General features: G+C 59.3%; 14 protein-coding genes and 1 pseudogene. 4 read left to right on the plus strand and 11 right to left on the minus strand.

Annotation, left to right across the window (positions count from 1 at the left end):
- Nucleotides 1–3: 3 nt before the first annotated feature.
- The 10 genes and pseudogenes from M3436_06805 to rpiA all read right to left on the minus strand — a co-directional run bounded on the left by M3436_06805 (nt 4) and on the right by rpiA (nt 7,350).
- Nucleotides 4–399, minus strand: coding sequence for a PTS sugar transporter subunit IIA (locus M3436_06805; GenBank protein ID MDQ3563847.1), 396 nt, complete (start codon nt 397–399; stop codon nt 4–6).
- Complete coding sequence (gene rapZ / locus M3436_06810) at nt 396–1,238, minus strand: RNase adapter RapZ (protein MDQ3563848.1); 843 nt, start codon at nt 1,236–1,238, stop codon at nt 396–398. The genes M3436_06805 and rapZ overlap by 4 nt, the downstream gene beginning before the upstream one ends.
- Nucleotides 1,239–1,276: 38 nt before the next feature.
- Nucleotides 1,277–2,353: an HPr(Ser) kinase/phosphatase gene (hprK, locus tag M3436_06815; GenBank protein ID MDQ3563849.1), complete on the minus strand. Its 1,077-nt coding sequence runs from the start codon at nt 2,351–2,353 to the stop codon at nt 1,277–1,279.
- Entirely contained in the window at nt 2,334–2,819 is a 486-nt protein-coding gene (locus tag M3436_06820; GenBank protein ID MDQ3563850.1) for a PTS sugar transporter subunit IIA, read from the minus strand. The genes hprK and M3436_06820 overlap by 20 nt, the downstream gene beginning before the upstream one ends.
- 45 nt (nt 2,820–2,864) lie before the next feature.
- Nucleotides 2,865–3,179, minus strand: a complete 315-nt coding sequence (raiA, locus tag M3436_06825; protein ID MDQ3563851.1) for a ribosome-associated translation inhibitor RaiA — start codon at nt 3,177–3,179, stop codon at nt 2,865–2,867.
- Between the two features lie 129 nt (nt 3,180–3,308).
- Nucleotides 3,309–4,784, minus strand: a complete 1,476-nt coding sequence (locus tag M3436_06830; GenBank protein ID MDQ3563852.1) for an RNA polymerase factor sigma-54 — start codon at nt 4,782–4,784, stop codon at nt 3,309–3,311.
- A 100-nt stretch (nt 4,785–4,884) separates the two neighbouring features.
- Nucleotides 4,885–5,289 (minus strand): annotated as a pseudogene (locus M3436_06835) (C40 family peptidase).
- A 167-nt stretch (nt 5,290–5,456) separates the two neighbouring features.
- Nucleotides 5,457–6,464, minus strand: a complete 1,008-nt coding sequence (locus tag M3436_06840; protein ID MDQ3563853.1) for a hypothetical protein — start codon at nt 6,462–6,464, stop codon at nt 5,457–5,459.
- Nucleotides 6,465–6,485: 21 nt separating this feature from the next.
- Nucleotides 6,486–6,686, minus strand: coding sequence for a DUF2905 domain-containing protein (locus M3436_06845; protein ID MDQ3563854.1), 201 nt, complete (start codon nt 6,684–6,686; stop codon nt 6,486–6,488).
- A gap of 4 nt (nt 6,687–6,690) precedes the next feature.
- On the minus strand, nt 6,691–7,350 hold the full coding sequence (rpiA, locus tag M3436_06850; GenBank protein MDQ3563855.1) for a ribose-5-phosphate isomerase RpiA: 660 nt from the start codon (nt 7,348–7,350) through the stop codon (nt 6,691–6,693).
- Between the two features lie 33 nt (nt 7,351–7,383).
- Here rpiA and ilvA point away from each other — a divergent pair, with 33 nt between their 5' ends.
- Together ilvA and M3436_06860 are read left to right on the plus strand one after the other, a co-directional pair.
- A complete protein-coding gene (gene ilvA, locus M3436_06855) occupies nt 7,384–8,901 on the plus strand; it encodes a threonine ammonia-lyase, biosynthetic (protein MDQ3563856.1) in 1,518 nt (505 codons plus the stop codon).
- A gap of 78 nt (nt 8,902–8,979) precedes the next feature.
- Nucleotides 8,980–9,651, plus strand: coding sequence for a class II aldolase/adducin family protein (locus tag M3436_06860; GenBank protein MDQ3563857.1), 672 nt, complete (start codon nt 8,980–8,982; stop codon nt 9,649–9,651).
- A 23-nt stretch (nt 9,652–9,674) separates the two neighbouring features.
- Here M3436_06860 and trpC read toward each other — a convergent pair whose 3' ends face one another.
- Nucleotides 9,675–10,457, minus strand: a complete 783-nt coding sequence (trpC, locus tag M3436_06865) for an indole-3-glycerol phosphate synthase TrpC (GenBank protein ID MDQ3563858.1) — start codon at nt 10,455–10,457, stop codon at nt 9,675–9,677.
- 122 nt (nt 10,458–10,579) lie between these two features.
- Here trpC and M3436_06870 point away from each other — a divergent pair, with 122 nt between their 5' ends.
- Together M3436_06870 and M3436_06875 are read left to right on the plus strand one after the other, a co-directional pair.
- Nucleotides 10,580–11,449 carry a class I SAM-dependent methyltransferase gene (locus M3436_06870; protein ID MDQ3563859.1) on the plus strand — a complete coding sequence of 290 codons (870 nt, stop codon included), beginning with the start codon at nt 10,580–10,582 and terminating at the stop codon, nt 11,447–11,449.
- Nucleotides 11,450–11,846: 397 nt separating this feature from the next.
- Nucleotides 11,847–12,374 (plus strand): metallophosphoesterase (locus M3436_06875; GenBank protein MDQ3563860.1); only part of this gene is annotated, 528 nt, incomplete at its 3' end.

Raw genomic sequence — 12,374 nt, forward strand, 5'->3', positions numbered from 1 at the left:
CCGCTAATCCGTATCGCTGATTTCCACGATCCCGTCGCGACCGCCGGTAATGGCCTTGTCGACGAGCCGCTCCAGGCCTAGATCGGCGTAGTTCAGTACTCGCAGCAGCATCGGCAGATTGACGCCGGTTACGATTTTCACGCGCGCTTCACCCAGCAGCCGGGTTGCGATATTGCACGGTGTGGCGCCACAGATATCCGTCAGGACGAGCACGCCGTCGCCTTGGTCTAGGGCTTGGATCATGGCGCTGGCTTGAGCGTGGGCTCGTTCCGGTTCACAGTCGCGTCCGATGCTGACGACGGCGAGCGGCAGCGGCTCTGCTCCGAATGTCTTTACCGCATTATCGCGAAGCGACTCACCGACGTTGTCGTGTCCGATGATCAAGATGCCGACGCTCATAGGATCCCTGTCCCGTCGCGGTGGGTTACGAGCACATGCCGTCCTTGCGAGCTAAGATGGGACGCCAGGCGTTCCACGATATACACCGACCGATGGTGCCCGCCGGTGCATCCCACGGCGACCGTTAAATAACTGCGTTGGTCCGTTTCAAACCGAGGTAACCACGAGTCCAAGAACGCACGGAGCTGAGCCGTCATGTCGTGGACGAGCGGCGCCGCCTCCAAGAATTCGATGACCGGTGGATCGCGTCCGGAGAGGTCGCGCAACCGAGGTTCCCAATGCGGATTGGGTAAGCAGCGTACATCGAAAACGAAATCGGCGTCCGCGGGAAGACCGTGCTTGAATCCAAACGAGATGAGTTGTACCGACATGATGTTGGCTTGCCTTTGTGCGACTCGTTCCCGCACCAGAGCCCGCAACTGGTGGACCGAGGTGCGGCTTGTGTCGATGCGTAAATCCGCGTACTCCGCGAGCGGCCCAAGCAAACGCCGCTCCTCGTGAATGGCGACCGTGAGCGACACTTCACTTGCGGAGAGCGGGTGTTTGCGGCGCGTCTCACTAAAGCGCCTGAGCAAGGCTTCGTCGCCGGCCTCCACGAATACAAGCTCCACCGCAAGCTCGCTGCTTTGCTGTTGCCGCAAAAACCGCGGGAAGTTGGTCAATGCATCGGCGGAATTACGGGCATCGATGCCGATAGCAACGTTTTCGTAAAGCGGTTGCTCGGCCGAGCGAATTTGAGAGAACAATTCCGGCGCCAGATCGATGGGGAGGCTATCGATACAGTAATAGCTCAGATCCTCGAGGACATTGAGCACGGTGGTCTTTCCCGCACCCGACATACCCGTGACAATGATCAACCTCCGGGCCACGGCAACCCTCAAACCGCTTTATCGAGCAAAGCGCGCTGTCTCTGCATGAAATCGTCGGCCGAGTTATAACCGCTCATGCGCAAGATGTGGTTACGGGCGGCACACTCGACCAATACCGCCAAGTTACGGCCGGGCGCCACGGGGAGGACGATCTCCGGGAAATCCAATCCCAGGACCCGGCGCGCACTATAGCTTCCTTCCAGGCGATCGAGGTTAATCAAGCCTTCACCCTCCAATCGCTCCAGGCGAATGATCAAGCGCAAATACTTGTTGCTTCGCAAGGCCCCCGCGCCGAACAGTTCGCGAACGTTCAAGATGCCAAGCCCGCGCACCTCGAGGAAATCGAGGAGGCCCTTCGGACACGTGCCGTTGACGATATCGGGGGCGATGCGCGAAAACTCCGGCGCGTCGTCTGCGATCAATCGGTGTCCGCGCGTGATGAGCTCCAGAGCCAATTCGCTCTTTCCAACCCCGCTCTCACCGATGAGCAATACGCCTATGGACATCACCTCCAAGTATACCCCGTGCAGCGTCACCACCTCGGCCAAAAGATTCGAGAGGTAGTAATGCAGGTCATCGGTGAGCTTATTGCTCGCGAGCGTCGAGGTGAAAAGCGGCGTGGTGCTTTCCTCGCACGCCCTGCCTAGCTGCTTGGGTACGAGCTGACTGTCGGCGACGACGATACAATGGGGTGCGTGACTCAGCAATTGCCGGATCGCATCCTCGCGCGAGATCGCGCGCAACCCCGACATATATTGGACCTCGGAGGATCCCAGGACCTGGATCTGGTTCGGATGAATCAAATTCAGGTGGCCCACCAAGGATTTCTTGGAGCCCAAGCCCGCGCTGTGTTCGCGCCTTGTTTCCGGGGCGCTTATAGCGTCCCCGACGATCTTCCTGCTGGTCGCGGGGTGCACCTCATCGGACCTAATCGATCGCCCCCCGCCCGCGCGCCCGGCCTGGTTCAGATCCCGCCACACCCGGCCCGATAGGGATCGCCCCCCGCCCGCGCGCCCGGCCACCCACTTGAGCGCAAGCCGCTCGGAATGGATTTCGAATAAATCGCTAATTGTGACCGACGCCATAGCTTCGCGGGCGATCCGGCCATGCGCTCAGTAGCTCATAGAGCGTATCGGCGCCGGTACATGCCCTGATCCGGGACACAAACTCCTCATCGCTGAACATTTCCGCAAGCTCGGCGAGTATCCTTAGATGCTCGTCGTGGCATCGGTCCGGAACCAGTAACGCAAAAAAAAGATCGACGGGCTTCTCATCGATGGCGTCGAAATCAACGCCGGTCTTAGTATAAATAAACGCCCCGCGGGGCTGATCGCCGTGCGCGGTCCGGCCGTGCGGGATCGCAACCCCGCGTCCCAATCCGGTGCTACCGAGCCGCTCCCGCGTGATCAGGCTATGGAACACCTCGTCACTGGTTAACTTCTCTGGTTGATCCGCGATCAATCTCGCCAAGGCTTCGAGCACGCCTTTCTTGCTGCCTACATCGACCTGGACGGCGACGCGATCGCGGACCAGGATCTCACCCATACCCATCGCTTATACTCTTGTTCCGTGCGCTATGACCGTAAGCAGCCCCCTCTACGCTTTGCGGCCGCCGTCCCCGCGATGATGATCCGTTATCTTGTCTTTGTGTTTCAGCAATTGGCGGTCTAATTTGTCCACTAATGCATCGATTGCCGCGTACATATCGTCGTGCTCGGCGTCAGCGAACAGATGACTGCCCGCGACGTGCATCTTGGCTTCCGCGCGTTGCCGCTGCTTCTCGATGGCCAAAATGACATGAATTGCCGTAACGTGATCGAAATGCCGTTCCATCCTTTCAAATTTTGTCTCGACGTAATTGCGGATCGCTTCCGTAACTTCCATATGGTGACCGGTAACGTTTATTTGCATTGCGACTCCCGTTAGTTAGAATTGGCTAAAGAGAACCTCTAAGCATGCGCGTTCTGCTCCACGACTTGATGCAAGTACTTGCCGCGTTTCGCAAGAGCTGAAACCGAATACGCTGGTGTCGCTGCACCGCTACACGAGGCGTTTTCTTTCATTCGAGGGCGGAATGGCCATGGCCTCGCGGTATTTAGCGACGGTCCGCCTGGCGACGTTAATTCCTTGCTCCGATAACACCGCCGCGAGCTTGCTATCGCTCAAGGGTTTCAACGAGTTCTCGGCGGCGATGAGTTTTCTGATGACAGCGCGGATGGCTGTTGAGGAACACTCCCCGCCCGCGGAAGTGCTCAAATGACTCGAGAAAAAATACTTGAGCTCGTAAATTCCTCTGGGCGTGTGCATGTACTTGCGGGTGGTTACGCGCGAAATCGTTGACTCGTGCATGCCCAATACCTCGGCGATATCGTGCAGGACCAGCGGCTTCATCGCCACGTCACCGTGTTCTAGAAAGGCGCGCTGACGCTCAACGATGGCCGTTGCGACCCGCAATAATGTCTGACTTCGGCTTTGCAGGCTTTTTATAAACCATCGTGCTTCTTGCAGGTGCGTGCGCAGCGAGGTGTTGTCCTGACTGTTGTCGGCCCGGCGCACCATGCTCGCGTAATAGGGATTAACGCGCAGGTGCGGAATGACCTCGGCATTTAATTCAACCTGCCACGCACCGGTTTTTTTTCGTACGTGGACGTCCGGTACGATATATTCCACCCGGGCATCCTGAAGGTGCGCCCCGGGCCGCGGATTCATGGTCTGGATCAGCGCGACTACCTGTTGCAGTTCCTCCCGGCTCAACTTCATGCGCCGCGCCAAGCGTGCGTAATCACGCTCGGCCAGGAGGTCAAAATGCTTTTCCACTAAATGCCTGGCTTGTTCCAGCCACGGATTACCGCCGTCTTGCTGACTCAGTTGAATGGCTAAACACTCTTGCAGGCTGCGCGCCGCAACCCCCGGAGGATCCAAGCGCTGCACCCAATGCAGAACGGCCTCGATTTCGTCGAGTTCGATTTGGTCTTGATTGACGGATTGGCGCAGCTCATCAAGACTTGTTCTTAAGAAACCATCATTGTCCAGCGCATCGGCGATTGCATAGGCAATCGCTTTGTCCATATCACTGATCGAGGACAGATTGGTTTGCCACAGCAGGTGGTCCTTCAGCGATTCGCCCGCGGCGCGCTGATTCTCAATTTCAAAACCGGCGTGGTCCCCCGAAACGGCTTGGGGCATTGACGCGTCATAGACATCATCCCATGCGCTATCGACCGGAAGTTCCTCGGGAATATTCTGACCGATCGCGGCGCCGGCCACATCTTCGATCTCACTCGCGGCTTTTGGCGGCTCGGCGTACGGGAGGCTTTCGGCTTCTAGCGACTTCAAGCTCCCGTGGCCGTCTTCGTGCTCATCCTCGACAGCCTCCAACATCATGTTAGACTCGAGCGCCTGCTGGATTTCCAGGCTCAGTTCCGCGGTGGACAGTTGCAACAAGCGAATCGCTTGCTGTAACTGGGGGGTCATGATGAGGCTCTGCCCTAAGCGTTGCTGCAGTGCTTGCTTCATAAATGCTGGTTCAGGCGCGCTAGGGCAGAGTCTTTGCGTGTGTAGGTTTCATTTTAACGCAATTTTCATCGGCGGTATCCGCCAGCCCGCGCCTCAAGCATTATTTATCGGTGCTTGGCGCGGGCCCCTCTACCCGCCGGAGCCACGCCCGATGCGCCGACCAGTAGGGAACGACCGGCCGCCGGATCCCGGCCAGCCGTTGCCGCCAATAGCCTGCCCGGAGATCCGACACCCGCACCGCTCCGCCGCGGACACTCGGCGCATGCACGAATTCGTCTTGGCCCATATATATTCCAACATGGGTATAGGGGCGGCCGGCAGCGGTGTGGAAGAACAGCAAGTCGCCGGGTAGACGGGCCGCCAAAGGCACCTGCGCTAAAGCAGCCGCCATCGATGCCGTATCGCGCGGGAGCACGATCCCATGCTTAGCGTAGACATATCTAACGAAGCCGCTGCAGTCGAAACCTTCCGCGGGCGAATCACCGCCGTAACGATACGCCACCCCGGTCAGGCTCAAGGCGGTCGCTACGATCCCCGGCGATCCGCCGGCCACGGCGGGTTGGCGATGCGTGAGGCTTCCCGCACACCCCGCGAGCACGGCCAGGCTCACCACCAGGAGGCCAGCGCGCGCGATATGATGAATCGTTCGTCGCCGGTTTCGCCAGGACGTGTCTACGGTGTTATTGGTCCGGGCCGCCGCCATAATCGCCACAGGCTCTTCACGGTAATCTCGAAATGACAGCCTTCGGTATAAAGATCGGCCCGCCTTAATCGTCCCAGTCTTAGTCTCTTGAGCAGCGGCTGGAACCAGTCTCGATCAAGGCGCGCGACCTGCTCAAGCCAGGCCTGGGGATCGTGAGCGCTCGGCTCCTCGGGAAAAACCACCAAGCATTCGGTCGCAGGCCCGGCTTGCTCCAGCAGTGCTCTAAAACTTCCGGGCAGGCGCGAGGGCGCGCAACCGCCGAGAATTGCCAGGCCGGTCATGATGGGTTCCGCACCCCAAACGGCGCGGCCGGGAACCGCGGCGACAGGCGGCAAGCTTCCCGCTCCCCAAAACCATAGGCTATTGATGGCCGGCTCACCGCGGTCCTCCCGCTCGCGGTTGACCGCGGTAGCATGCAACACCATTTGGACCTCGTTCATGAGCCGCACCCATCGTTTAGCGTCCCTGCCCTTCGGCAAAAAATCCTCTACGTGCCGCGTGGCCACCGCCGAAGGCGGCCACGTTTTAACCGCCGCTGCACCTTCGAGCCGCACATACCAGCGCTTGGGATCGCGCCCCACCTTGATCTCGATCGCATGGGCTGCCAAGGCGGCATTGAGATCACTCACGAGCCGCCGGGCTTCGTTCACACCGAGGCTATAGCTACGGCCATCGAACAGGATCAGCTTGCCTAGGTCGGGTTGCAGATGTACCGGATCGGCGCGCATCCAACCACCCTCGTGCTCGGAGATAAAATCGGCGAGATGAGTAATTGCCGCGACCGGGAGATCATACTCTCGATGTTCCTCGACGCCGAAGAGGCGGCAGATGAGGGTCTCGTAACACCCGCCGTCGTCCACCCGCGCCGCGCGCGCGAGCAAGATCGCTAACGCCCGGAAACGATGCTCCGCGCCAGCGTCAAACCGACCCGAGTACGGTCCAAAGAGCCCGGGAACTACCAGCGTTAGCCGCGACACGATCTACCGAAAACCGTCGAATCAGCGTCGAAACAGCCACAAAACCGCCGAGACGATTAAACTGATGAGCAAACCCGTCACGATCGGGAAATAGAGCTTGAAACCATCGCGCTCAATGACGATATCTCCCGGCAAACGCCCCAAACCCAACTTGGTGATCCACGGCCAGAGGAGGCCAATCGCGACCAGCAGCAGCCCGATCGTAATCAATACCCGCGGCATTTTTTCAGCTTAGCGTCTTAACGCCCGTTTCCGTCCCAATGATCAGAAGATCCGCGGGGCGGCGCGCGAAGATCCCGTTGCTTACGACACCCGCAATGTGATTGATCTCGGCCTCCATCTTGGCGGGGTCCAGCAGCGAAAGATTACGCACATCCAAGATAACGTTGCCGTTATCGGTGATATAACCGCTTCGCCATAGCGGCTGACCTCCGAGCTTCACTAGCTCGCGGGCGACGTAGCTCCGGGCCATGGGGAGTACCTCGATTGGCAGCGGAGAGCGGCCGAGCACATCGACGAGCTTGCTGTCATCGACGATGCATAGAAATCGCCGGCTCGCGGCAGCGATGATTTTTTCGCGGGCGAGCGCGCCGCCGCCCCCCTTTTGCAATTGCAGGTGCTTCGTGGCCTCGTCCGCGCCATCGATATAAAGGGGTAGCCCGCCGGTGTGGTTAAGATCGGCGACCGGGATGCGGCGCTCCTTCAGCCGCGCCTCCGTCGCCTGAGAGCCGGGAACGGCGCCGTCAATCCGCTGTATTGCCCGCGCCGCAAGTATATCGATGAAGAGGTTCACCGTCGTACCGCTACCCACCCCGATGACGGCGCCCGCTTCAACATGCTCGATCGCGGCCTCAGCCGCGCGGCGTTTCTTTTCGTCTTGAGTCACGTGCACAGGCCGTTCAATGGTATCGTAATGGTCATGATAGACGAGTATGTAAAGCTTATCCTCACAGCGCGCGTTTACGACGTCGCTAAGAAGACACCGCTTGACCACGCGCCCGAGCTGTCCCGGCGGCTCGATAACACGGTGTGGTTAAAGCGCGAAGACCTCCAGCCGGTATTCTCTTACAAACTCCGCGGCGCGTACAACCTGATGTCGCACCTCAGCCCGGCCGAACGCCAACGCGGTGTCATCGCCGCCTCGGCGGGGAACCATGCCCAAGGGGTGGCTTTGGCCGCCCAGCGTCTCGATCTGCGCGCGATCATCGTGATGCCGAAAACAACACCCGAGATAAAGGTGGCCGCGGTACGGCGTCTGGGAGCCGAAATCGTGCTGCACGGAAATACCTATGACGATGCTTGCGAGCGTGCGCATCGGCTCGAGGAGGAACGCGGGCTGTGCTTCGTTCACCCTTACGACCACCCCTTGGTGATCGCCGGCCAAGGCACCGTCGGCAAGGAAATCCTCGAACAGCACTCGGGCGATCTACATGCGATCTTCGTGCCCGTCGGTGGTGGCGGACTCATTGCCGGAATCGCCGCGTACGTCAAACAACTGATCCCGGCGATTAAGATCATCGGGGTCGAATCCGACGAAGCGCCCAGCATGCGAGAGGCGCTCAAGGCCGGGAAACGTATCGCCCTGGACCACATCGGGATCTTCGCCGACGGCGCGGCCGTCCGCCAGGTGGGCGCGGAACCGTTTCGCATCGCGCAGAAGTTCGTCGATGAAGTGCTGCTGGTCACAAACGACGAGATATGCGCGGCGGTCAAGGACACGTTCGAAGATACCCGTTCGATCCCCGAGCCGGCCGGGGCACTGGCGCTCGCCGGCTTGAAACAGTATGTCACCGGGACCAAACTCAGTGGACGCAACCTCGTGGCGATTTTTAGCGGGGCTAACGTCAACTTCGATCGGCTGCGCCATATCGCCGAGCTTGCGGAGCTCGGCGAACAGCGCGAGGCGCTCCTCGGGGTCACCATTCCCGAACACCCGGGGAGCTTTCGGGCGTTTTGCCACGCGCTCGGGGCGCGATCGATCACCGAATTCAACTATCGGTACGCCGACCTGCGCGACGCCCAGGTGTTCGCCGGGATCCAGTTGCGTCACGGTATCACGGAAAAAAACGCCTTGATCGCCTCGCTCCAAGAAAAGGGTTACCCGGTAGCCGATCTCTCGAACAACGACATGGCCAAGGTCCATATCCGCTACATGGTTGGAGGGCGCGCCGGACCGATCGCCGACGAAGTCTTGTTCCGATTCGAGTTCCCGGAACGCCCCGGGGCGCTGCTGCATTTTTTAACCGAGTTGGGCGATCGCTGGAACATCAGCCTGTTTCACTACCGCAACCATGGAGCCGCCTATGGGCGGGTGTTAGTGGGGATCCAGGTCCCGGAGCGCGAGCGGAAAGGATTCGACGCGTTTCTGAACGGACTCGGGCTCGTTCACGCGGAAGAAACGGAGAATCCGGCGTACGCCATGTTCCTGCGTCAATGACCAGCCGATGCTTACATCCGACGCGGGTTTAAACGCATCGCCTCGGCGACTAGCGCCTAGAACCGGCCGGCCTTGACCATGCAGCAGCCAGCGCTTCGTGAAGCTATTGTCGCCACGGCGCGAGAGCTCAGCGCCAGCGGTTTAAACGTCGGCACCGCGGGCAATCTCGCGGCGCGTACCGCAGACGCCTTCCTGGTCACGCCGACCGGAATACCCTATGCGGATCTCAAACCCGAGCACATCGTCGAAGTTACGCTCGCCGGGGAGGTGCGCGGTCGGCACCTGCGTCCCTCGAGCGAATGGCGCATCCACCGCGACATTTTCATCGCCCGGCCCGAGGTCGGGGCTACGCTGCACGCCCATACTCCTCACGCCACCGCTTTGGCGTGTTGCCGCCTGGGGATCCCGGCGTTTCACTACATGGTCGCAGTGGCCGGCGATCGCAGCATCCCGTGCGCACCGTACGCGGCTTTTGGAACTCAAGCGCTCTCGGATCACGTGGTCGGCGCTTTAACAGGCCGGCGAGCCTGCCTGATGGCGAACCACGGGATGATGGTCGCGGGCATCGACCTCAAAGACGCTTCGCGCTTAGCCCAGGAGGTGGAATTTCTCGCTCGGCTCTATTGCCTGTCGTTGCAGATCGGCGCACCGGTGATCCTATCGAATACAGAGATGGCGGAGGTCGTGACGCGTTTCAAGAGCTATGGCCAAACCGACGCCTCCGATCCCGAAACGATTCAGGACACATGAGCACGGACAAGGCGCGGGAACGCTTACTCGGATTGAAGCGGCTGGAATAACTCTTTGAGCTTCTCGCCCGGATCCGGCGCCGCCATGAAGGTTTCACCGACAAGGAAGGCGTTGACCCCATGGCGCCGCATCAACCGTACGTCCTCGGGCGTGCGGATCCCGCTTTCGGTGACGACGATGCGATCATCCAGAACATCGACCAGGAGCCGGATAGTGGTCTGCAGATCGGTCGTGAATGTGCGCAAATCGCGATTGTTAATACCGATCAGGGGCGTACGCAGCATGAGCCCCCGTTCGAGTTCCTCGCGATCGTGAATCTCAACGAGCACATCGAGCCCGATCTCGCACGCCAAAGCGGACAGCTCCCGCAACTGCCGGTCGTTTAACGCCGCCACGATCAGCAAAATGCAATCGGCGCCAAGGGCTCTCGCTTCGTACACCTGATAAGGGTCGATGACGAAGTCTTTTCTCAAGACCGGCAGCGCGCACGCCGCGCGCGCCTCCTTTAAGTGCGGATCGGTGCCTTGAAAAAAAAGACTATCCGTCAACACCGACAAGCACGCAGCGCCAGCGCGTGCATAACTCATCGCGATCGGCGCGGGCTGAAAATCCTCTCGTATAATCCCACGGCTAGGCGATGCCCGTTTCAGCTCCGCGATGACCGCCGGGCGTCCGGACGCGATGCGCTCGCGGATCGCCGCGGTGAAACCACGCGCCGCGCCGGCATCCCTGGCGCGCGCACGAACCTCATCGAACGTACAACCTACCTTACGCGCCGCAACTTCTTCCCGTTTATGGAGTAGGATTTCCGCAAGCGCGTTTCCTGGGTTAATCACTTAATGCGTGATCCGAAACATCGATTCTGTAGAAGTGGACGACCGCCGGCGCTCGCCCGGCTTAGAACATCCAAGCCGTGTTAAGAACATTCATGGCCCGAAAATCTCGGAGCGCAGCCGTTCGCGTCCGGCTGCCCTATTTCGATACCCTGTTCGAACGCATCGCAGTGGCATCCGATGACCCTTTCGTCAAGGCCCTCGGGACCCGTCATGTGCACTGGGGCTACTACGGTACGCCCGGTGAAGCCGATGACTCGATCCAATGCCTCATTGAAGCCCAGGATGCCTTGACCGAACGTATGGTAAACGTGGCTAGGGTCGACCCACAACAACCGCTCCTCGACGTGGGTTGTGGCTTCGGGGGTACAATAGCGTACCTAAACGAGCGCTTGGGGGGCATCAGCGTCACCGGATTGAACATCGAGCTCAGACAACTACAACGCGCGCGCCAACTCATCGAGGAACGAGGCGGAAATGATCTAAGCTTTGTGCAGGGCGATGCTTGTCTATTGCCTTTCAGAGATCATAGCTTCGGCTTCGTTATGGCCGTTGAGTGCATCTTTCATTTTCCTAGCCGCTTACGCTTTCTTAAAGAAGCGCGCCGGGTTTTGAATCCGGGCGGCCGATTAGTCATATCCGATTTTGTCCCTTTTGCTCCCGCAGCCCTACCCTTGGCGCTCTGGCTCCTGGCGCACACGCGCGCAATGAGCCGATTTTATGGATCGTTCAATTATTGTTCGCCCGGCTCGGTGACGGGATATCGGCTACTGGCCCGTCACTGCGGTTTCCGGCTGGTCCACAATGAAGACATCACCGAAAACACCTTGCCGACTTACAAGGCACTCCTGCGCATCCTCGGCATCATTGGCCATCGAGGCGCGGAGCGCGCGACGCGGTATGCCGCATGGGTCAGCGAAGTGGGATGGGTCCGTTATCGAATCCTCGCTTTTGAGGCGACCTAATAGCTCCGCGCGCACATAGCGCATCCCACTTCCCGAGGCGTTTGGAAAACAGCGCTTCTGACGAAAAGCCGCTTGACGGCGATGCGTAACTATTTCGCATCTTTTGTGAAAAAAGTCACAGAACTCTTACGCTGCACCCAATATTCTAGCTAGGTGCCTAGCGTGTTCTTACCGCAATGGGACTGACACATTCCGGGCCTAGAATCGGAATTATGACCCGAAATCATTAACGGCGCTCGAGTCGAGTCCGCCACGTCCAACAGAGCTAGTTAACGACGATTCAACCACGAACCCAATTCGCCTGGGGCCGTCGTGCATGTATTCGAGTACGAATCTTGCTGTCTAAACTGCTGCATTAGTCTAAAATCAACTACCACCGTACCGAGTACATAGACACATGCTAAACGCCGTCGCCATAGCCCAACAGAATTCACTTGTGGATCGGCACCCCGGTGTGCTCCTTTCCCAAATCTCGGCGAAAACTCCTCCGTCCGACCAAGACCTCATCGAGCGGCTAAATGGCCGCCTCGCTCCCATTCACCTTCGCCAGCGCCTCGGTATCGAGTCCGACGATCAAGCCAGGATATTTGGTCAAGGATTGAAGTTCTTCCATCTGGAGAACTGGTATTCCGTGCACTCACTGATCCGCACTAGCTTGCGCATATCGTTGCTGCTGGAACGCGGACGCCGCAATGCGCGTCGTATTGAGCTGCGTCATAACACGGTCCCGATCTCCGGACTCCCGGATGCGTTTGAAGGTTTGAAGATCCTGCACCTCAGCGATTTGCATCTCGATATGGACGGGGATTTCCCGCAGGTTTTGGCGGAGCGCGTTCAGGGCATCGACCACGATATTTGCGTGATGACCGGCGATTATCGCTATAAGACCTTCGGAAGCTGCGAAGCGGCGCTGAAGGGCTTAGAG

The organism is Pseudomonadota bacterium (genome assembly GCA_030859565.1).
In the GTDB taxonomy this organism is placed as follows: Bacteria; Pseudomonadota; Gammaproteobacteria; order JACCXJ01; family JACCXJ01; genus USCg-Taylor.

Bases quoted from the DNA above. Each gene is read 5' to 3' on its own strand.
- M3436_06870 (MDQ3563859.1), top strand. From the start codon at position 10,580: ATGGCCCGAAAATCTCGGAGCGCAGCCGTTCGCGTCCGGCTGCCCTAT.
- hprK (MDQ3563849.1), bottom strand. From the start codon at position 2,353: ATGGCGTCGGTCACAATTAGCGATTTATTCGAAATCCATTCCGAGCGG.
- raiA (MDQ3563851.1), bottom strand. From the start codon at position 3,179: ATGCAAATAAACGTTACCGGTCACCATATGGAAGTTACGGAAGCGATC.
- M3436_06860 (MDQ3563857.1), top strand. From the start codon at position 8,980: ATGCAGCAGCCAGCGCTTCGTGAAGCTATTGTCGCCACGGCGCGAGAG.
- M3436_06830 (MDQ3563852.1), bottom strand. From the start codon at position 4,784: ATGAAGCAAGCACTGCAGCAACGCTTAGGGCAGAGCCTCATCATGACC.
- rapZ (MDQ3563848.1), bottom strand. From the start codon at position 1,238: ATGTCGGGTGCGGGAAAGACCACCGTGCTCAATGTCCTCGAGGATCTG.
- M3436_06805 (MDQ3563847.1), bottom strand. From the start codon at position 399: ATGAGCGTCGGCATCTTGATCATCGGACACGACAACGTCGGTGAGTCG.
- ilvA (MDQ3563856.1), top strand. From the start codon at position 7,384: ATGATAGACGAGTATGTAAAGCTTATCCTCACAGCGCGCGTTTACGAC.
- M3436_06845 (MDQ3563854.1), bottom strand. From the start codon at position 6,686: ATGCCGCGGGTATTGATTACGATCGGGCTGCTGCTGGTCGCGATTGGC.
- M3436_06820 (MDQ3563850.1), bottom strand. From the start codon at position 2,819: ATGGGTATGGGTGAGATCCTGGTCCGCGATCGCGTCGCCGTCCAGGTC.